This is a genomic window from bacterium SCSIO 12643 (genome assembly GCA_024398135.1).
Taxonomy (GTDB): Bacteria; Bacteroidota; Bacteroidia; order Flavobacteriales_G; family Salibacteraceae; genus CAJXZP01.
Genome location: CP073750.1, coordinates 1,769,645 through 1,789,622, shown reverse-complemented (window position 1 = coordinate 1,789,622; position 19,978 = coordinate 1,769,645). Strand labels below are relative to the sequence as shown.

At 36.2% G+C, this 19,978-nt stretch carries 20 protein-coding genes; 1 reads left to right on the top strand and 19 read right to left on the bottom strand.

Annotated elements, in window-relative coordinates; all coding sequences use genetic code 11:
* Positions 1-13: 13 nt before the first annotated feature.
* The 3 genes from KFE94_07700 to KFE94_07690 form a co-directional block, all read right to left on the bottom strand.
* Positions 14-871, bottom strand: coding sequence for a hypothetical protein (locus tag KFE94_07700; protein UTW67991.1), 858 nt, complete (start codon positions 869-871; stop codon positions 14-16).
* 122 nt (positions 872-993) lie between these two features.
* Complete coding sequence (locus KFE94_07695) at positions 994-1,431, bottom strand: hypothetical protein (GenBank protein ID UTW67990.1); 438 nt, start codon at positions 1,429-1,431, stop codon at positions 994-996.
* A 15-nt stretch (positions 1,432-1,446) separates the two neighbouring features.
* Positions 1,447-2,583, bottom strand: coding sequence for an FAD-dependent monooxygenase (locus KFE94_07690; GenBank protein ID UTW67989.1), 1,137 nt, complete (start codon positions 2,581-2,583; stop codon positions 1,447-1,449).
* Between the two features lie 79 nt (positions 2,584-2,662).
* On the opposite strand from KFE94_07690, the gene KFE94_07685 reads away from it, so the two are divergent.
* Positions 2,663-3,283, top strand: coding sequence for a TetR/AcrR family transcriptional regulator (locus KFE94_07685; protein ID UTW67988.1), 621 nt, complete (start codon positions 2,663-2,665; stop codon positions 3,281-3,283).
* Between the two features lie 39 nt (positions 3,284-3,322).
* On the opposite strand, the gene KFE94_07680 is transcribed toward KFE94_07685, so the two are convergent.
* The 16 genes from KFE94_07680 to KFE94_07605 all read right to left on the bottom strand — a co-directional run bounded on the left by KFE94_07680 (position 3,323) and on the right by KFE94_07605 (position 19,772).
* A complete protein-coding gene (locus tag KFE94_07680) occupies positions 3,323-3,883 on the bottom strand; it encodes a hypothetical protein (protein UTW67987.1) in 561 nt (186 codons plus the stop codon).
* Positions 3,884-3,894: 11 nt separating this feature from the next.
* On the bottom strand, positions 3,895-7,563 hold the full coding sequence (locus tag KFE94_07675) for a metallophosphoesterase (protein UTW67986.1): 3,669 nt from the start codon (positions 7,561-7,563) through the stop codon (positions 3,895-3,897).
* Positions 7,564-7,572: 9 nt separating this feature from the next.
* Complete coding sequence (locus KFE94_07670) at positions 7,573-8,808, bottom strand: hypothetical protein (GenBank protein ID UTW67985.1); 1,236 nt, start codon at positions 8,806-8,808, stop codon at positions 7,573-7,575.
* A gap of 130 nt (positions 8,809-8,938) precedes the next feature.
* The gene (locus KFE94_07665) at positions 8,939-9,316 is read right to left on the bottom strand and encodes a diacylglycerol kinase family protein (GenBank protein ID UTW67984.1); all 378 of its coding nucleotides are present in this window, start codon (positions 9,314-9,316) and stop codon (positions 8,939-8,941) included.
* A gap of 71 nt (positions 9,317-9,387) precedes the next feature.
* Positions 9,388-10,248: a phosphatase PAP2 family protein gene (locus KFE94_07660; protein UTW67983.1), complete on the bottom strand. Its 861-nt coding sequence runs from the start codon at positions 10,246-10,248 to the stop codon at positions 9,388-9,390.
* Positions 10,249-10,388: 140 nt separating this feature from the next.
* Positions 10,389-11,174: an SdiA-regulated domain-containing protein gene (locus KFE94_07655; protein UTW67982.1), complete on the bottom strand. Its 786-nt coding sequence runs from the start codon at positions 11,172-11,174 to the stop codon at positions 10,389-10,391.
* A 413-nt stretch (positions 11,175-11,587) separates the two neighbouring features.
* Positions 11,588-12,088 carry a hypothetical protein gene (locus tag KFE94_07650; protein ID UTW67981.1) on the bottom strand — a complete coding sequence of 167 codons (501 nt, stop codon included), beginning with the start codon at positions 12,086-12,088 and terminating at the stop codon, positions 11,588-11,590.
* A gap of 11 nt (positions 12,089-12,099) precedes the next feature.
* A complete protein-coding gene (locus KFE94_07645) occupies positions 12,100-12,615 on the bottom strand; it encodes a hypothetical protein (protein ID UTW67980.1) in 516 nt (171 codons plus the stop codon).
* A gap of 229 nt (positions 12,616-12,844) precedes the next feature.
* Positions 12,845-14,227, bottom strand: coding sequence for a T9SS type A sorting domain-containing protein (locus tag KFE94_07640; GenBank protein ID UTW67979.1), 1,383 nt, complete (start codon positions 14,225-14,227; stop codon positions 12,845-12,847).
* 144 nt (positions 14,228-14,371) lie between these two features.
* Positions 14,372-14,599, bottom strand: coding sequence for a hypothetical protein (locus tag KFE94_07635; GenBank protein UTW67978.1), 228 nt, complete (start codon positions 14,597-14,599; stop codon positions 14,372-14,374).
* A gap of 44 nt (positions 14,600-14,643) precedes the next feature.
* Positions 14,644-15,312, bottom strand: a complete 669-nt coding sequence (locus KFE94_07630; protein ID UTW67977.1) for an NAD(P)H-binding protein — start codon at positions 15,310-15,312, stop codon at positions 14,644-14,646.
* Between the two features lie 3 nt (positions 15,313-15,315).
* Positions 15,316-16,209: an SDR family NAD(P)-dependent oxidoreductase gene (locus tag KFE94_07625; protein ID UTW67976.1), complete on the bottom strand. Its 894-nt coding sequence runs from the start codon at positions 16,207-16,209 to the stop codon at positions 15,316-15,318.
* Between the two features lie 71 nt (positions 16,210-16,280).
* Positions 16,281-16,823, bottom strand: a complete 543-nt coding sequence (locus tag KFE94_07620; protein ID UTW67975.1) for a Crp/Fnr family transcriptional regulator — start codon at positions 16,821-16,823, stop codon at positions 16,281-16,283.
* Between the two features lie 26 nt (positions 16,824-16,849).
* Positions 16,850-17,269: a hypothetical protein gene (locus KFE94_07615; GenBank protein UTW67974.1), complete on the bottom strand. Its 420-nt coding sequence runs from the start codon at positions 17,267-17,269 to the stop codon at positions 16,850-16,852.
* Positions 17,270-17,359: 90 nt separating this feature from the next.
* Positions 17,360-18,442 (bottom strand): ribosome small subunit-dependent GTPase A, encoded by a 1,083-nt coding sequence (rsgA, locus tag KFE94_07610; GenBank protein UTW67973.1) that lies wholly within the window; start codon positions 18,440-18,442, stop codon positions 17,360-17,362.
* Positions 18,443-18,740: 298 nt separating this feature from the next.
* Complete coding sequence (locus tag KFE94_07605; GenBank protein UTW67972.1) at positions 18,741-19,772, bottom strand: hypothetical protein; 1,032 nt, start codon at positions 19,770-19,772, stop codon at positions 18,741-18,743.
* Between the last annotated feature and the right edge of the window lie 206 nt (positions 19,773-19,978).

Below are 19,978 nucleotides of genomic sequence, written 5' to 3'. Positions count from 1 at the left end.
CACTCACTATTGCTTACCTCTTATATGTTCCATCCGGAAGTACCGTAGGAAATTTATATTGCGGATCGGTGAGAAGCGCATAAACATCTGAGTCGGTATTTTGAACTAAAGATTTTGTATTTAACCTCCATTCTTGTTGAATTTCATTAAGTCTATTTTCTTGTGCACCTAAAATTGAGGTTAATGCCCAATAATGGTATTCTGTTACCTGACAATTGTATTCACAGGTATTGTCATCATATGTATACCAGGCTCCTGCAGGATATGGATTTGGTATCGTTGTGAATTGTCCGCCTCTTGCTTTGTCCATTGCATTTGAAATAGAGGACCCTGCTGATTCTCCAAATACATTGGGATATACTTTAGAATATCCTGCATGCGTGATGATATGAAGGACCTCTTCTAAAGAAGCATCAAATCGACCTGTTTTTCCGCTCGAAACAAATGAAGGATTGGTTTCATCATTGCCCAAATCTTGTCCTTCTCTACCTGCGGGTGGCGATATGTTTAAATCATTTCCGTTTTTCCACATTACCATAAAGGCTTTGTCAGCGATCATCTGATCCAATACAGCTTGATTGTCTACAACTCCGTTTTCATCGTTGTCCAGATATTGAGCCATGACGTTTGCGGCATGTAAGAGTTTTGCATCTTCAACTTGAGCTACAGCATAAATATCTATTCCGAAAACCACCACTTTTCGGTTAAAATTAGAGAACCCCTGATCTGAATGTGAAACAATTTTGAAGTTAGGATCATTACCTGAATTTATACTTCCCGATGTGGTAGATGAAGTATTGTCCTTTTTGCAGCTGATGGTAAAAACTAAACCCAATAATACACTAAATGAAAGCCAATTTTTAATACTCATACGTTTGAAATTTTTGATTATAGTTTCGTAACGACAAAAGTGACTTTCAAAGTGTCAACAGATCTTATGATGAAGTCCGAATAAACGCTATTCGGACTTATTGATAATTTAAATGTCTGATATTAAATATTGTTTTTGTTTTCTGCATATGTCTTTAAAGATTCGTTATAAGGTTTGAATTTATCCAATACTGGGATTATTTTATCCCAGAAAAAACGTGGACTGAAGCCTGTTCCATTCCATGTATGGATTACTTCGCAGGATTTTTCATTAAGAGGTTTGACTTTAAAAGAATGTATCATATGCATATATGGTTTGGCAATAATAGATTTGGAAAGTACAAAACCATCGTTATGAAGTTGCTCCACTTTGCATGGCCATTTGATAAATTTCTTTCCATCCAATGTAGCTTGCAGTATGAGTTTTTCGCCTTCTTGCATTTTTCCGTTTTGGTATTGAAGACATCTGTTCCAGGAATTGTAGTTTTTGATATCGTAAATGATTTCAATAACTGATTGTGCCGGAGCTTGAATGGTATGTGAAAAGCTATAGGTTTTCATATTATTTTATAAGGATTAAATCTGTTGAAGCTTAAAAATACTTTCAGTTTGTTTCTGACTTTGGGAGCTTGGCATCGCGCGCATAACCTGATTTCTTAGAAACACTAAAAAAGGATTAGATAAATGGGCAATTTTTCCTACACTCCAACTGGTATTTACAATCTGATGCACCTTTGAAATTCGTGTTGTTTGAAACTCTTTAAATGCGATTTCCGGTTCATGTTTTTCTAGACATTTGGAAATGATATAAGCGTCTTCAATGGCCTGACAAGCTCCCTGACCCAGATTGGGAGTGGTGGCATGTGCGGCATCTCCGATTAGACAAATTTGATCTTTAAACCATTGTTGCGTGGGTTTTAAATCCATAATTTCTGCCGTGTGTATTTTGTTTTTAGGAGTTGATTTTAAAATGGTTTGTATGATAGGGTGGTAGTTGTTAAAATATTGTTCCAGTTGATCAATTTGATAGGCATTTTGATTGGAAGAGGTAGATTTTAGAGCGAACCAATAAACGGTATCTGAAGATACATGTGTAAATCCAAATCTTTGTGATTGACCCCATGCTTCGTTAAGTTCATGTTTGAATTTTTCGGGAAGCTGTACATTGGCCATACCTCTCCAGCAGGTTTGTTTCGCGTTTCTGATCTCATATTCGGGAAACAAATATGATCTTACCGTAGAATGAATTCCGTCTGCACCAATGATGGTTTTGGCAAGATGCGATTGTTGATTTGCAAATAATAATTGATACCCGGTTTCAAGTGTAGTGATCGATTGTAATTTGTGACCAAGGTTAATTTCAACATCATGTAGTTCGTTCATCAATATCTCATGCAGATCACTTCGACTAATAGCTACATTTTTGACTTTGTATTTCTTTTCGTAGTGATTTAGATCCACATTTGATAAGACTTTTAGGTATGGAGTGGTTACGTTAAGGGTCGATATGATATTTCCTTTTTGTTCAATGATTTTTCGTAAACCCAGTTTTTCGTAAATCTGCATGGCGTTATTGGCTAAAAGAATTCCAGCACCTACCTTTTTAATGTTATCGGTTTGATCAAATATTTTGACCTTAAACCCTTTTTGTTTGAGTGCGATTGCGGTCGTTAACCCTCCGATACCGGCACCAATGATTGTAATATTTTTCATAATGAATTTTAAAATTAGGTCAAAAGTACTAATAATTTACAATTTAGGTTAAGTTTACTAAAATGAATATATTTGTGTTATGACGAAAACCAAAGAGAAAATATTGGATACTGCTTTGAGGTTGTTTAATGAGAGCGGATTATCAAAAGTCACATTGCGAACCATTGCAAATGAAATGGGGATCAGTCAGGGAAATTTAAACTATCATTTTAAAAAGCGCGAGGATATTATTGAAGGGTTATATTTTGATTTAGTTCACTTGATTGACCAAACCATGGATCATTCAGGAAGAGATGAAGACTTGTTTTCCATGATGTTTTCTATGACCCAAAAAATGATGGATAGTTTTTTTGAATACCGTTTTTTCCTAACAGATTTTGTCCAAATTATCAGAGAAAATGAGGTGATTCGCGAACATTATTCTCAATTGGTGATTCAGCGTGAACAACAGTTTGAGGTGATTTTTAAAGTGTTTATCGCTCAAGGTTATATGCGCGAAGAAGAATTTGAAGGGGAGTATAAGAATCTGTTTATGCGCCTTCAGATTCTAGGTAGTTTTTGGATTCCATCTACGGTAATATTATCAGAAGAATTGAATACGAATACAATATCAAGATATGGTAATTTGATCAACGAAACCATTATCCCATACTTAACTCCTAAAGGTTTAAAAGCCTATCAGGAGCATAGGTCTAATTAAATAGAGTATTAAGTGTTTAGGTTTGTTTTTTGTTGAGAGTTAATATCCTATATCAAGCATTCTAGCCACAATAAATAAGATGATAGCCCCAAAGAATATGATTGTTCTTATTTTATTGGATATGTGAATACCCTTTAAAATGGCCAGTAGCCCGAATAACATAAAGAATATATTGATTCTAACATTGCGTTTATTTCTATTGTTTTTGAAGTCTTCAAAACTTAAGAATGCATTATTATTATGTTTTAATTCATAGATGATGACTTCTTGATTTTTTGAATTTAGTCTATCTGAGTCTAGCGTATCGATGGAAATTTCTATGACGCTTCCTTTTTTCAGATTCGAAATGTTTTCATTTTGATCGTTATTCAAAGAGCCATCTAAAATGATGAATCGGGCCTGTTCATTTTCCGTATAGAATTTGTAATCTGCCGGATTCCTGCTTCCTTCAACCGATTCAATATCAGAACTAAGTTGAACATTGAATTGGCGAAGTGTAGGCTTGTTTTTTTGATTGCTCAGATTGAAGAATGTCCAAACGAATATCACCAATCCAATTAGAATATAATACCAGGTAAACAGGGTTTTCTTTTTCTTCATTTGTTATTTAATTAGAGTCCAAATCCAATCTTAAAGATAATTCTGGCACCTTCAACTGAACGAAATGCTCCAAGATTTATAGACATCACATCCGCACCATTGATAAAGAACCCTCCTCCATATGAATAATGCCATAAATCAGAATCTTCCTGTTCCAGCCAAATTCTACCATAATCAAATGCACCATAAATCCCAACTTTTACGGGAATAATTCCGGTTTTTACTCTTTTAAATGAATACCTTAAGTCGGTAGTTTGATAATAAGATTTTTGCCCGGTAAAACGTTGATTTCGGAATCCTCTAAGCCCATCGGAACCACCAATAGTGGCCGCCTGGTAAAATTCATAGTTCGAGTTAAAGTTCAGATGTCCTTTGAACTTTGTGGATAAGACCAATCTTCCCGGACTGGTAATTTTATGTACAAAACCAATTTCAGGAATAAGGTATACAAAATGACGATCGGTTTGCTCCAAATTTAATGTATAACCTAACTTGATCGAAGTTGCCATTCCATTGGTTGGATATGCGGTGTTGTCATAGTTTTCATATTCGTATTTGGAGTAGATACTTGCAAATTGATTGTCATCAAATATGTATTGAGGAAGTTCATTGGTTTCGGTAACGAATCTATTCTGGGTTTCATCCACTTCAATATCAGTATAAGATGCACCAACGCTTACATGGCTGCCACCGAATGATTTCCAGACAAGAGATGGCGCGATCCGAAGCGCTTCAACTTTTACACGATTATAATCTCTCCCTAATTCTTCCTGATGATTCTCCGTTTCATTTCCATAACCAAAGAAATTGACGGTGAAATTCGGGCTGGTAAAGACGGATTCAATCAGAAGATTCGTTTGTCCTATTACATTAGCAAATTCCCCTTTATATTGCAAATCAAAACCGTTTGTGGCAAAATACAGAGAACCCTCAATGTGATGCCTAGCGGTAAACGGATTGCGTTCAAAACCATAAATTGTATATGTATTACTGATTCCAAGTTTTAAACCGTCATCCGGATTACCACCAATAATAGGTAACATTGCATTGGTATTGCCTTTGGGCTTTTTATAGTCGTATACGTTGACATCATAAGTATCCTGTAATCTACTATTGGCTTTTTTGGCTTGTGAAAGGTCGTTCTGCTTAGATTTATAATCGTAAATCACTACATTTTTTCCTTTAGATACAATATATTCATCATTGTTTTGGCCACCGATTAATCTGATTTTTATTTTAGAACTTTTGCCAATAACCTCAAACGTATCTTCATCATCCAGTCCGTAAATCCAAATCTCTTTGGTATGCTTTGGATAAAAAGTTCTTCGATAGTACTCGTCTTTTAGAGTTTTATCCTTTTTTCTCAGAATACGAACAGAAACTTCACCATCTTCATTCGTTTCAATTTTGATATAATCATCTTTATTGCTTGCGGTGATGACCACATATTTATTCAGTGCCTCGTAGTATCGGTCTGCTATTTTTTGTAGGTTTCCCCTTCTGGTTTTTAAGGTGGACTTGATCTCCGTAATAGTTTTCTGATTCACTTCTTCCGGTGCATGATTAAAGGCTTCATCAATGAGCTCATCCGTGATGTGTTTTTGGATAAATTGAACTTGCTCATCCCAAACCGATTTGTCAGAGTTGGTCATAAAAGCCATATCAATGGAATAGGGATTGTGATTGAAACTTTTTACGTCCTTTACATCTTCACTATATGATCGGAGCAAACGCGCTCCAGGCATTATGGCCACGGTAAGACTGAGCATAAATCCGTCAGACCATCTTGAAAAAGGTTGATCACGATCTCTGGGTAAAGGACGGTATATCTTTTTCCCATCTTCTTTAAATTCCAGCCAACGCCATTGATCCTGATGTCGGTCCCAATCTCCGATGAGCATATCAAATAGTCTGGCTTTGATATAGGCTTTTTCATCTATGACTTCCGATTCTTTTTTATGAATTTCAGTCATCATATCTTGAGTGCTGAGAATATTTCCGGTAAAAGAACCTGATGCAAATTCATCATGTCCTTTAGATGGATGTTCCTCTATCATGCATAGTTCATCACCAATAATATTGTTGAATCTTCCTAAAGCTTTTTGTTTAGGTACATAATACAACTTTGGATTTAAGTGAGGTAAATCTATGGCGTTGCATAAAGTGCCTACAATAAATGGCGCATAAGGATAAGAGCCTGTAAATGCGTCATTGACCAAATCTTCTGTAAAGGTGCTATCAAATTGTCCTTCGATATATTGATCCTGAAACACACCTTCCTGAATATATTGTGCTGCTTGTTTTTTCATGGCCCGAACCACATACCTCTTGCCATCTGCAGCTCTTAAATGTAAGGTTTTAGATTGTTTACCACCACCGAGTCTCATCGGAGTTAAGCCACCCATTAAGGTGTCCAGATAAACGACTGGTGCTTTAACAGGTGTACTGTAATCCATTCTAAATCGTTCACCCCAAAGAAACTTGTAAAATGAATTTCTATCAGTTTCTTCTGGTGTTAAAATAGAAGCATACACGGAATCTTGATCAATAACAGGGAATTGAGTAGGAATATCAGTATCGTCAGAAGGATGAACTTCAGTCTCAAATTCTATTTGTTCCGTTTGTGCAGAAATGAATTGTACATGAGACGAACCATCGGTATATACACGCAAAATCGCATAACCATTTTCGGCATGTGCAAAAAGACCTCCGTTAATATTTCGTGCAGCCGTGGTTTTAGACCCGGAACCACTAATGATTTGAGGAATATTATCCTTTACTAAGTACTGTAAACTATGATCGTGTCCGGATACGAAAATTACTTTTTCGTTTTGTTGAGATACAGCCACGATATTTTGTTTAAGTTCATTATAGTATCTGTTCGAGAGGTCAACATTAGCGCCTCCACTGGTTTCTCGAATGATATTCTTTATTGAACCCAAGACGGGTAGTGGTTTCATATGACTTGCAAATGAAAATTGACCACCATGAGAGCCATTACTAAACATAGGATGATGAATAGCCACCAGAGTTGTTTTCCCTCTGGCTTTTTTGACTTCACTTCTGAATTCATCCAGGAATAAATCTCGGGTCTTTAATTCACAGTTGTCATTGATTGTAGGATGTCGGTCCCAATTGGTGATATACCAGTGAGAATCCACGATAATGAGTACAATATCATCAGAAATATCAATGGTTTTGATAGGGCAGCCATCTTTAGGTAAAAAGCTGTGTTTTCCTAAACGTTTTTCCACGTATTCCTGTTGTCTTTCCAGACCTTTGACCCCATTACTATACCAGTCGTGGTTTCCCGGAATAAAAATGGTTTGCCCTTTGAATTTCTTAACGCTTTTGGTTTGTACTTTTAATCGATGTTCTGCCAGATCTCTTGATGCACTATTTTTTGAAGGCATGCCTTTGGGGTATACATTATCACCCAGAAATAAAACCGTTGCATTCGAATCTGCATATTTAAGTTGTCTTTTTAGACTCTTTAATGCAATAGTTGAACTGTCTAATGGTGCATTTCCTGCATCACCAATAAGATAAAATGTATGTGCAATTTCTTTGGATTCCTGGGCAGACATGATCGAATCGGTTTTTACCTGCTTTTTAAATGTAGCGCAGGAAGAAACGATGGTCAACCCCATTAGAAATACACCAATTTTCTTTAAGAACATCATAAACTTTTATAAGGACTCTACTATGATCTTGGATAAAATAGTTAATGCGATTCCGAATAAAAAGGTGAATAAAGAAACCCGGATGGTCGCAGATTTTTTATTCAATACCTGAGCCTGATAATAGTAATCTCGAATCATTGAAGTATACAGGTAGTCTTTATCCTGAAGGATTTGTAAAAATGCCCATTCGAAGTCACGATAGTGCATTTTAAAGAAGTTCCCATAATATAGCAGGTTTCCTTTTTTACTTCGAATCTCCTCTTCTGTAAAGTTGCCCTGAGTTCTATTCGGAGTAATGGATAAAATCGCAAATATGATGGAGATGACATTGGAAACGGCAAAAACCAGTGTTGGAATATTGGTCGGATAACCCTCATCAAATTTTCCTAAAACACCACCAAGCGCCAGCGACAAAAGAATGGAGTTTACGGTGATCATAATGGAGGCCTTACCATCGACCATTCGGTTGAGTGTATAGTGATTTTTTGATGTTGTTCTAAACAAAGTTTGAATCCCTCTATCGTCACGACCTTTGATTTTTGTCAGACCTTTCTTGAGGTTTTTTATTTCAATATCACTAATGTTTAACTCCTTTTTCAGAACGAGATCTCTATTGGCTTCAATCTCCTTTTTTTCTTTTTTAAGGCGTTTAGTCAATTTTTCTACCAGAGGCATAAGCTCTGTTTTACCATAATTGGTATAGAATTCATGATCTTTAATTAAAGGAATTATGATATCGTACCAGCTGGATTTTGAAATCTCCAGATCGTGCAAAATCATTTGCTCATACATTAATTTAAAACGATCCCGACCTTGGTCTCCGGAAAAATCCATGGCAGTAGCATCACTTAAAATCTGGGCTTCCGGGAGTATTGCTTTATTAGTGGGCAGGCATTGAATGGCAATAGTCTTGGATTTTTTTACAAGCTCCGGGTCTAGTTTAAATATAGAAGTGATATCACATACCACGTCATCAAAAATTGGAACAAGTTTGTTGAAATCTGGCTCTGTTAATGGATTCTTTACATGATTTAGAAGCATGATATATGAGCCCAGAAAAATGGCATCCAGATCTATACCTTCAATTTGATCGGTTAGAATAATGTGTTTAATATTCTTCTCAATACGGTATAACAAGCTGATATTGGTGTATACGTTGACATGTGCATTTTCATCTAAAATATGAAAGGCATATTCACGTACTGGACTGATTATTTCTGATAACTTGTAGTTTTGATCCATATAAAATCAATTGTGTTCTTAATTCTTTTCAATAATACGGATTAATAAAAGTATCTATATGGTTAGATGTTTAGAGTTACAAATTTCGTAATGAAAAAAATTCTGGTTTATAAAGATTCTGAGTAGGTCATTAAAAGAGCGCAAAAATCTTTGGCGCGAAAATAATGAATCCGATAATTCCCGCTGTAATCGCAGCAATTAAAACCCCTCCGGCAGCTAAATCTTTTGCTTTTTTTATCATTTCGTTTTTTTCGTTGGTTGCAAAATCTGCAAGGTTTTCCAATGAAGAATTGAGTAGCTCCGTGGCAAATACAAAACCAATGCTGAAAATCACAGCAATCCATTCATAGGTAGAAATGTTAAAAATGAACGATGCACCAATAGCGCCAATTGCCCCAACAAAATGAATTCTGGAATTATGTTCTTCCTTCAATAAAATTTTTAATCCGTTCCACGCATAGGTAAAACTCTTCAGTCTTGATTTTAACGAAAATCTGGTTGATTTCATGAAGTAATATATGATTTACAAACTTAAACATTCATAAATCTAAATGGGGTGTTTTGATAAGACAGGAGATTTTAGAACTTAAGTCTGAGACCTATACCATTGGTATTCTGAATTCGAGTGGGGTAAACTGATAGTTTTTGGTTTTTGTTTTTATGTAACTGAGGAATCAACCAGCCGGTCAAAGCTCCAATAGCATATCCGGTGATGACATCTGTTGGGTAATGCTTCCCGGCCTTTACACGTAAGTATCCTGTGGTTGCCGGTAATAATGCGGCAAAGCTCCAGATTCCGATTTTATAACCCTTTGACATATGCGGATGATAGTCGGTCATCACCTTTGCCCATAGAAAGGACATAGAAGCGGTTACAGAAGTGTGCCCGGAATAAAATGAAAATCTACTTTCTCTATCGGTACGTTCTTCAAAGGTGTAATCCGGGTTATATGCATAAGGACGTGTTCGGTTCACAGCACTTTTTACAATGTTTGTAATCCCATAATTGATACTTAATACCTCATACGAGATAATCATCAAAGAACCCAGATCTTTTCGGGTATGGTTTTGATATAGAAAGAACTGAGGCATTACAATCAAGCTGCTGACTAGAATGATATCACTCGCCTGTCTGGCTGAATTACTTTTATTATATGTAGCGCCACGATCAAACCAATTTACATCGTTTCGATCCAGTTGCGACAGTTCCAGTGGAGTAAATGGAGCGATATTGTCGTTGGTAAACGCAAAATAACCCGTGGCGGCCAAAGCAGTTCCGGCAAGTAAATGGGGCCAGTCGTTTTTTAAACTTATTCCGTAAGGGGCTTTATGATTGTGATCATTTGCTGTGCACATGAAACAATCATGTTGTTTCTTCTTTTGCCCCAATAGAGCAGGAACAAAACCAATAAGTAAAATAAACAGCGTAAATGCTCTCATAAAAACAGCGCTAAAGGTAGATAAAAACAGATAGCATCAAAGTGTAATTTGGCGTGCTGATTTCATCCTCAAAAAATATTTTAACCAGAGTAAAACCTTAGATTTTGATTTTTATTCTTTAAGAGATGTTAAATAACAGATTATTTGTTTTTATTGAATCTCAATAGAGTTGGAGTGTAATCATTTTTCTCGTTTGATATAAATAGGTCCCCCTTGCTGGTGAAAGTAATTCCTTCAGGTTGGTGAAAAGTAGATTTGTCCAATTTGATACGGTTTAGTATTTCTCCTTTACGAGATAAAACCAGTAATTTCTTTGCATATGAACTTAAGATGTAGATATGTCCTTTGGGGTGGATGGAAATTCCAGAAGGTTTAAAATCTTTATCCACTTCATCTTTGGAGATTTTAAATACAGGTTTATCATCATACTTTTTATCTTCCAGTGAAAAGGAATAGATGTAGAAATGGTCTCTCTTTTTTTTATTTCCATGTGTTTTACAAGCGACCAGTAATCGGTTATTTTTTTGATCCATGCATAGTCCTTCAAAGTCAAAATCTTTGTTGTCCTTGAATTCATAAGTCTTAGCGTCTTTACCACGTTTAATCTTAAAAATGGTTCCATCGCTGCGCAATACATAAAAATGATTTTTATAATGCGCTATGCCTTCATAATCACCTTTTTTACCAAAATCAAAATGATCTTTGATTTTACCTGTTTCTATATCAAGAAAATAGATGTTTCCCTTTTCATCTTGGATGGTTGCTATTGCTGAGTCGGATAACATTTCCAATCCGGAAACTTCATTTAGTTCACTTGAAAGTTTCATTTCTTGATCTGGTTGATCCAGGTTGTACATGAACTTGGTAGCTACACACCCAAAAGCCATTAAAACTGGCCACACAATAAAAATTACTTTTTGCATCATGGAATTAACGACTTTTCTGCGTACTAAAATATGCTTAATAAGTATGATTTGCCTTTAATCCGGGATTAATTGAAATAGAAATAAAAAATGACAAATAGTTTTAAATGCTACTTGCCATTTTTTTAGGGGCTCAATAATCGGCTAGTAGATTTGGGTTTCGGGTTGATGTAAACAACTATCAAAGGTTTCCGGAAGAGACCTTTGATAGTATTGTTAACACACAAATTTTATGGGTAATCGTATTTGAGGCGAAATCTAAAATTTTGCAATGAATTGACAGAATCCGTTTCATGAATGACACATTTCATCACGTGAATGTGCCATATGACTTCATAAACGGATTTGGTTGGAGTGGGTTTTTTAGCATAATAACTCATCATTTCCAGAGAAGAATTAATGATGTAAGATGCTTCTTAGAAATATAGCGTAGCTAAAATAACAGTTCCGGTATTAAAATTTAATCCATCCGGATTGCCAAATCTATAAGAGTTTTCATCAGATTTCGTAAAGTTACCCTGAAGCTCCACTCCGAAACTAAAGTTATCAGACAAAAAATACTCTCCTCCAAATGCTAAACCACCCAGTAAATCTACTTTGGTTTCGGTATCTGTTGTGTTATCAGATGAAGGTTTATTGATTAATGCACCAATCCTTAATCCTGCGTAGGGTGAAACTTTTGCTTTTTGAAAATAATATCTGGGTCCGATCGAAAAACCAAAATCAGTGCCGATTTTTTCAGCAAAAGCTATGTCAAGTGCGGGTGCAATCACAAATTTTTCTCCCAACCAAATTGGTACATATACTCCAAATTGACTGCCCTGAATAGATCCACTTATTCCAACTTGTTTTGATCCTTGTGAAAATAGGGAAGTGGAAAAAAGTATAAAAATCAGTGGTAATAGTATTCTTTTCATTTTTGTATTTATTAGTTGTTTTCAATAATTAAGTTATCATAAAGAATAAGGTGATCAACCTCAAGATAAATTCTATAATAGCCTTCTTTTATACTACTTAGGTCAATTGATATCAGTCCATTATAAGGACCTTCGCTTTGAATCAATGGAGAACCACCCACATCAATCAATGAAGATGCACCGAGATGTGTTGTGGAAGACGAGCTGTTTCCAAAATACTTTGCTTCAACAATCCAAACACGCTTAATCGAATGGGGATTAGGAGTTTTAATGTTTACACGACATGAATTTATACTTGGATTTGGAAAGGTAATGAAATAGTACTCTGAAGTATGGTCATTGGATTCATTACCTAATTTTATGTTTGGATTACCGATCACCTTATTTAGGTTACCAAATTCATCTCGTAATTCAAACCCGGTAACCACAGGAGTTTCAAATTGAGAAAGGCGTATTTCGGGTTCTTCTTTGGAGCAACTCCATGTAAGTAGAGTTGTGACCATAAATAATAATTTAATCTTATTCATTTGGTTGCTTTTTATCTATTCGCATGTCCTATTTGTGCTAACAAGGGCGAAATCTAAATCTTCGCAATTTGATTAAAGAATGAGTTTCACGAATCGCTCATATGGCTTCATGAATAAATAGAATGAGTTCATAAATGGATTTAAGCAGCCAATAAAACGACAAGTGATTGACCTTAGGTCAAGGCACCTGTCGTTTTGGGAGCTAATGTTCATTAAGGTTAAAACAATTCTACTTTTTAATTATTTTTTGAGTATATACTCCATTAGCGTTTACCTGTTTCACCAAATAGAATCCCGAAGAAATATTTGAAAGATCAATTGTTAGGTTTTGAAAACCTTCATTCGCTGGTTGTTTATAAATAATTTGCCCCTTTAAATCTTCAATAATAATTTCAGAATCGATTTCGCTATTGATACTGATGTTTAGGACATCGGATACTGGATTTGGATAAACATTTAATTCAGTATTTCGTAGGTTTCCACTGTTCTGGTTTGAATTGTCTTTCTTAAAGGATGGAGGATTAATGCCATCATCGAAGTGACAATCTACATAAAATAATTCGTGCAAGCGATAATCAGGACTGGTATATGCAATACCGCGACCATCCACAAAATCTATGTTTGTCAATCCACTTGCCTGAGCTGTAGAGTGAATTAAGGAATAATTCCAATTTGCACCATTTTTTGTGAGCATATGGAATCTATTATCGGTTCCGATGTAAACAATTTTATTATTATCCATAGCAGCCGTTCCAATGTTAAAGCCTCTGGCTAATGGTGCTGATGAATTAACAACTCCGTGAGTACTAACACCTGTGGAAGTACTGATGTAGCTCACTTGGTTTTGGTGATTGATATAATAGATATCCCCATTATCATACATCAAGGGTGTTTTGTTCATTGCTGGAGCTGCATTTGGATTGGCTATGGCATAGTTCCATTGATTATTGGCTCCCTGATAGTAGTAATGAATTTTGAAGTTAGGTCCCACGAAATAGATTTTGTTACCACCGATTTCAATATCTCCCCAGCAGACAGGACCATTAGGAATTAATGGATAAGCATCTTGAGGGTTTGGTCCGGTAATAACGTTAACTCCTCCATTTCCTTTGAAGAAAATGTTTCCGTTGTTGCTGACCTCAAAATAGCCGAAATCTGGTATTTCCGCTTGTGGATGTGTGTTTATAATGTTGTCTGTCCACATAGATCCATTCCATTGTAGGGAGTGGATTTTTGCGTCATTTGCTCTATAGTAAACCTTTCCTGTTTCAAATTGTAATTCAGTACTTGAAGAGACAGAGATTTTTGGAGCATTATAGTTTAGTACACCAAAATTTTGATAGTTGTTTCCGAAAACATTGGTGACCCTCAGGGCATCAGGATCTGTATAAATGAATGTTTGACCGTAGCTGATATAAAATATCTTTTGGAATCCGTATCGAATTCCGGAATAATGTTCATAAGCATAATCTGCTTCGGAGTTTACTTCTCGATCTACCCATTGGTTACAAGGGTATTCAATGGGGCCGTTTAGTTGTGAAAAAGCTACGTTGGCAAGAGTTAGAGCGCCTAATAGCATAGTTTTTTTTAGGTAATGAGTTTTTAGTTTCATAAATAGATTAGTTAAAATTTGATGCTAAATCTAAATGGCAGTTATCCATTCTACGAATGAAATTCACGAATGACTCATATGATTTCATGAATGAGCAGGGTGAGTTTATAAATGGATTTGATTTCGGAAATAGATGTAATGGAACTAATCTAACAACCGATTGATCGAAAATTTAGCAAGGAGTTTGGCGGCTTCGCGTGAAGAAAATCCATGATTTTCACATAAATAGGTTCTTAAGAATAAAAGTCCAGCGTTTCCTTCTTCAACTTCGATTTTGATAAAGGCCTCTAAATCTTTATGCGGAAATCCAGATTTAAAGTTTTCATACCGAAGAGAGATTTCCTGTACTTTTTCCTTTGTGCTTACTATCATGTGTGCGCATCTTATTGCGGGTAAAAATAATGAATACTATAATGCTATGCAGGTAGCAGCTTATTTAATTCATCTCTTTCTATGGTGCGTAATATTGAATCTCTGGTTAGATTATGGTAATACATGAGTAGCATGATCTGAGCTACTTTTTTGGCATCTATGGGTTGGTGTTTTTTCAAAGTCGGGAAACACTTGGCGAGTATATTAAACAACCTGATTCCATATGTTTCTCCGAATCTTGGTTTTTTTCTTTTTCCTGCTAATCCGTTGGGTTTGATAAGTGCGATTTTCTTAAAACCCAAATTTTGAACATCACGCTCCAATTCCGCTTTCATTTTGCGGTAGTAATTTTTGGATTGGATGTTGGACCATGGGGATGAAACCAAAACATAGTTTTCGACTCCATTTTTTGCTGCAGCCTGGGCAGCGCGAAATTGATAATGGTAATCTACCAAATAATGTTTTCGTATGCTCTTAGCCTGCGCACGGGTGGTACCTAAGCATGAGAAGAGCACATCACCTTTAATGTACTTGACATAATCAGGTTCATGATCGAAATTTATGATTCGGGTTTCGATTTTGGGATGTTGAAGCGAGGTGTTTTTTCTAGTGATGAAAATGATCTTTTCACAATTTTCATCAGCTATCAGTTCTTGCGTCAAAAAATGACCCACTAATCCTGTTCCTCCCAATACGCTTGCGGTAAACTTCATCTTTTAAAATTTGATTCCAGTGAGTTCTTCGGATAATACCCATAGTTTATGTGCGACCTCTTGGTCAAAAGCTTTCGCATCTATTTTTGAGAGCGTAGGGTAACCCGCAATTCCATATTGAGGTCCATAGTATTCCGTAGGTTTTACTTTTGGATCTGTTGCTGCGCGTAGAGCTGGGAGCGCACCTCTCCAAACAGGTTGAGCGGCAATTTTACTTAACCACCCTCCAATTCCAATGCTTTGTTGACGTTCCGTTGCAGATAGTCCCGGATGTGCGGCTACCGATAAAGATGGAATATTTTCACGATCAAATTTTTCTTGTAGACTATTCATGAATAGCAAATTGGCCAGTTTGCTATCCCCATAGGATTTCACTCTTCCATAAGGTCGCTTCTCCCAATTAAAATCCTCAAAATCGATATCTCCGGATCTGTGTCCACCACTACTCACGGTTACTACGCGTGAATGTGGTGTGTTTTTAATGATATCGTATAACAAACCGGTAAGTGCAAAATGTCCCAAATGATTTGTGGCCATATGCATTTCAAACCCTTCAGCTGTTGTCATACGTTCTTTTAAATTAACTACTCCGGCATTATTGATTAAAAGATCCAGTTGGACATATCGATTTTTGAATTTTTGAGCAAATGCTTTGATAGAATCCATACGCGTTAGATCGAGAGGGATAACCTCCGCATGAATCTCTTTTTTAAAGCTTTTTTCAATGCGTTGGATGGCATCTAAGCCTTTGCTTTCAGTGCGACATGCAATAATAACCGTGGCATTTTTTGCAGCGAGTTGTTTGGTGATTTCAAAACCTAAACCAGCATTCCCACCGGTGATGATAGCAACTTTTCCTTTTTGATCGGGAATATTTTGTGCGGTCCAATGACTCATAACTCAAAGTTTTGGAGCAAAGTTCTGAGGAATGGAGTTCTTAAATCTGAAATTAATTTCAGGTTTGAATGTTATAAGTCATGTTTAAGTTTACTGAGCCATTGAGGGGTAATGCCTAAAAAGTCAGCAATATATTTGGATGGAACATTTTGAAGAATCTGAGGAAAATGTTCATGTAAATGTTTTAACATTTCCAGACTCGAAAGACTAATTAGGTGTGCGCGAAGCTCATTCTTTTCAATCATGGTTTTTACTCCAAAGTCCTGAAACATTGGAGCCCATTTAGAGTCTTGTAAAAAACGACTTAATTCAGATCTATGGATTTCAACCAGGGTAGTATTGGTAAATGTCTTTAAAATATATTTAGAAGGCTCGTTTAATACGAACGATTGAGATACCGTAGCAATAGGGTGGAATTCCGGAATAAAGAAGTTGATGGCACGTTCTTTCCCGGTTTCAGGATGTACGTGGTGCAATACCAAACCACCTTTTTTGATGAGGTAGACTTTATTGACATGATCTCCAAATAACACCAGGTGGGTATGGCTTTGAAACTGTTTTTCAATTCCAATTTCAGATAATTTCTCGAATAATATTTTAATGTCCTGTTGCATTTCGACATAGCAAAGGTAAAGAGATGTTAAGTATCACTCTCTCCATTCAGAATCTCTTTTATACTCTTTGAATTTTGGATCTCATTAATCCATGCGTTGCCAGATTCTACAGTGTCGGAAGTATCAAAACGTCTGATTCCAGCGATGAGGTCTTTTTTAAAATCTTCCAATTCAATTGTCCTTCCGGTCTTTCTGAAAATTAATTTGACTTTGTACACGTTGGGTACAAACCAAAAGAACCTTCTCCAGAAACTTGTTGGGAAGATTCTACCTGTAACTCTGTAAATATCACCCTTGCAATCGGTGAATTCTTTTTCATGAATATAATCGTAATACACCTGATCACTTGAAGTGTAAATATATCCATCAAACAGCGGCATGAGGTCTTCATGATCCAACCAGCTTTTAGAGTTAATTCTTGCGATAGGAAATTCTATTTGGTTCATGGTTTGAATTGGTGAATTTATAAAAGTAAATATTTTTCAAACTAAAAGCCATTGCATACGCAATGGCTTTTAGTTTGGTTAGAACTTTAATTAGTACTTGTTGTTCTTCCTTGACTTTTTATGTTGCCTGATCATTTTTCCAAAGGCCTTGTCCTTTTTGCGTTTTTCAGCAACGGTGGATTCGAAATGAACTTTCTCGCGTTCCAGGCGCATGTAGTGATCATACACACTCAGGTCTAAAATTCCATTATCCAAAGCTTCCAAAACTGCACAACCAATTTCCATGGTATGAGAACAATTTTTGAATCGACAGTGTTGTGCCAAATCTGTGATTTGATCAAATGTAGTTTCCAAACCTGATGCTGTATCTGCTATTCCTACGGCACGCATTCCCGGAGTATCGATTATGAGTCCTCCGTTTTGTAGTATCAGCATTTCGCGATGAGTCGAAACATGTTTTCCGCGTTGTGTGCTTTCACTGATGGTATCTGTTTTCATCAGGTATTTACCCGATAGATTATTGGTCAAAGAGGATTTACCTACTCCCGATGAACCCAATAAACAATAGGTTTTACCTTTTTGAATTTGCTCAGTTACCGCGGCATATCCCGTTTGTGTTTCATTGCTAATAGCCATAACCGGAACATCCGGAATACGTTGTTGGACCAAATTCAACATATCTGTGACTTCTTGTGTACTTTTCAAATCTGTTTTGGTCAGTATGATCACCGGTTTGATTTGAGAATCGTAACAAATGGTCAGGTACCTTTCCAATCGGTTGAGGTTGAAATCGCGATCGATGGCCTGAACCAGAAATGCGGTGTCAATGTTTGTTGCGATGATTTGTGTTTCACCGGTTTGGCCAATGGCTTGTCGTTTTAACACCGAAAATCGGGGGAATATCTGATGAATAATGGCAGAATGTTCGTCATAAGGAACGCATGCTACCCAATCTCCAACCGCAGGAAAATCGGCTCTGCTTTGTGCTGAAAACCGCATATTGCCGGTGATTTCCGCATCAAATATGCCCTGAGCATTTTGAATGATATACCGTTCTTTATGCTCTGTAATAACTCTGGCAATTTCGGAGTCAGCTAGTTTTTGTTGGATTCTGAATTGTTCAAATTCGTGGGTGTATCCTAAATCTTCTAAGTTTTTTATAATGTGATTCATTATTGAAACATTTTTAAATATGGTGTTTGATTAAAAATGGTCTGTTTCAAATCTGATCTGCCAACACGTGGAAATACACCAAAGTGAGAACTTTGAATATTTAGTTTCCGGGTTGTAGGTAAAATCAGATAATAAAATGACCGCTCAAGTGAATACTCAAGCCAGAAATGTTAACCAACAAATCGTTGATTAACGATTACACAATATCCATAAATGATCTAGAAGATACTTTGCTCATAAATTGTATTAGCAAGGCAAAGGTAGGTAAATGAATTTACTAGGGAGTTGTTTAATAAAGTTACCTCGGCAGATAACGCTGATGATCGTACATTTTGTTTTGAGCAATATGTTGAATAATCAGATTGGTTCTTATTTCTTGTGATAAATCTGGTCCGTATTTTTGTGAAATAATAGACTCCAGTCTACTTAATTCTTCTTTCGATAGATGATTAAAGTATGAAAGTATAAGGTCTTTATCCCCCAGTTGATTCACATCAAAAGTCTGGGCTGGAACTTCTTCATATGTGGTTTCTTGAATAATCCTTTTAGGTTTTTTCGGTGGTTTAGAATCTACTTTTTTCTCCTTTTGTTTTTTCGGCTCCTTTTTCTGGGTAGGTTTAGGTGTATTGATTTTTGGTGAAGGTTTAGGTTTTGGAATAGGTTGAGGTTCAACAGGTGGAATCAAAGCAGATAAATCCATATTTAATACTTTAAGTATGGCAGCGCCTAAAGCCATTGTGATAAGGGCTTTGGACAACATAGGATAAGTGTCGTTTTCTATGATAGAAGCGGTTTGCAACAAGTTTAAAATTCCATAGAGAATAAATGTAGCTCCAAGGATTGTAAAGTCTTTTCTAACCGATTTATGGATGAGTAGGATACGTACACCCATTAAAATAGATGTGATCATAATTCCTAAGCTGGATACCAATATAAGTATGGCACTCGAAATAGAATCTGAAGCAAAAGCAGTTAATGAATTCACTGCTTCCGGATCTTCAATAGAGAAGTAGAGGTCCATAGAAGCATACACAATTTTGCCCAGAGACAGTACCGTTAATACCAGGAAAACGATATATGCGTTTATGATCAAATCGGCTTTTCGGTAGAACAGCACCTGGTTTAAAAAACGCTTAAAAAAGTATAAGATACTTATCCAAATCAAACCGCTAATTACCGCAAAACCATTGGCAATAAATCCATGTACCCACGTACCGTCTTCATATAGAAATTGATTGTAAAGTGAAAAAACAAGTAGCAGCCCGGAATAAATTAGTGCAGCTAATCCTGTGATGCGGTAGATTCCTGTAGAATTTGTTTTGTTACTCATGACCCAATTGTGCTTTTCGTTGATTACGAAACTGACGTGAAATGTAGTACAAAGGTTTTGTGTTCGAAAGTTAAAGAGAAAAAAGAAGCTAACTTTTTTGGAAGTGTTTCAGGAGTAGTTTTTGAAACCTCTCACATTCAGATAAATTGGATTACGGGGTAGGGAGATCTAATAAATCAGTACTGACTGAAACTTTAACAGTCAGT

Excerpts from the sequence above, each read along its gene's own strand:
- KFE94_07700 (UTW67991.1), bottom strand. The coding sequence starts at position 871 with ATGAGTATTAAAAATTGGCTTTCATTTAGTGTATTATTGGGTTTAGTT.
- KFE94_07695 (UTW67990.1), bottom strand. The coding sequence starts at position 1,431 with ATGAAAACCTATAGCTTTTCACATACCATTCAAGCTCCGGCACAATCA.
- KFE94_07690 (UTW67989.1), bottom strand. The coding sequence starts at position 2,583 with ATGAAAAATATTACAATCATTGGTGCCGGTATCGGAGGGTTAACGACC.
- KFE94_07685 (UTW67988.1), top strand. The coding sequence starts at position 2,663 with ATGACGAAAACCAAAGAGAAAATATTGGATACTGCTTTGAGGTTGTTT.
- KFE94_07680 (UTW67987.1), bottom strand. The coding sequence starts at position 3,883 with ATGAAGAAAAAGAAAACCCTGTTTACCTGGTATTATATTCTAATTGGA.
- KFE94_07675 (UTW67986.1), bottom strand. The coding sequence starts at position 7,563 with ATGTTCTTAAAGAAAATTGGTGTATTTCTAATGGGGTTGACCATCGTT.
- KFE94_07670 (UTW67985.1), bottom strand. The coding sequence starts at position 8,808 with ATGGATCAAAACTACAAGTTATCAGAAATAATCAGTCCAGTACGTGAA.
- KFE94_07665 (UTW67984.1), bottom strand. The coding sequence starts at position 9,316 with ATGAAATCAACCAGATTTTCGTTAAAATCAAGACTGAAGAGTTTTACC.
- KFE94_07660 (UTW67983.1), bottom strand. The coding sequence starts at position 10,248 with ATGAGAGCATTTACGCTGTTTATTTTACTTATTGGTTTTGTTCCTGCT.
- KFE94_07655 (UTW67982.1), bottom strand. The coding sequence starts at position 11,174 with ATGATGCAAAAAGTAATTTTTATTGTGTGGCCAGTTTTAATGGCTTTT.
- KFE94_07650 (UTW67981.1), bottom strand. The coding sequence starts at position 12,088 with ATGAAAAGAATACTATTACCACTGATTTTTATACTTTTTTCCACTTCC.
- KFE94_07645 (UTW67980.1), bottom strand. The coding sequence starts at position 12,615 with ATGAATAAGATTAAATTATTATTTATGGTCACAACTCTACTTACATGG.
- KFE94_07640 (UTW67979.1), bottom strand. The coding sequence starts at position 14,227 with ATGAAACTAAAAACTCATTACCTAAAAAAAACTATGCTATTAGGCGCT.
- KFE94_07635 (UTW67978.1), bottom strand. The coding sequence starts at position 14,599 with ATGATAGTAAGCACAAAGGAAAAAGTACAGGAAATCTCTCTTCGGTAT.
- KFE94_07630 (UTW67977.1), bottom strand. The coding sequence starts at position 15,312 with ATGAAGTTTACCGCAAGCGTATTGGGAGGAACAGGATTAGTGGGTCAT.
- KFE94_07625 (UTW67976.1), bottom strand. The coding sequence starts at position 16,209 with ATGAGTCATTGGACCGCACAAAATATTCCCGATCAAAAAGGAAAAGTT.
- KFE94_07620 (UTW67975.1), bottom strand. The coding sequence starts at position 16,823 with ATGCAACAGGACATTAAAATATTATTCGAGAAATTATCTGAAATTGGA.
- KFE94_07615 (UTW67974.1), bottom strand. The coding sequence starts at position 17,269 with ATGAACCAAATAGAATTTCCTATCGCAAGAATTAACTCTAAAAGCTGG.
- rsgA (UTW67973.1), bottom strand. The coding sequence starts at position 18,442 with ATGAATCACATTATAAAAAACTTAGAAGATTTAGGATACACCCACGAA.
- KFE94_07605 (UTW67972.1), bottom strand. The coding sequence starts at position 19,772 with ATGAGTAACAAAACAAATTCTACAGGAATCTACCGCATCACAGGATTA.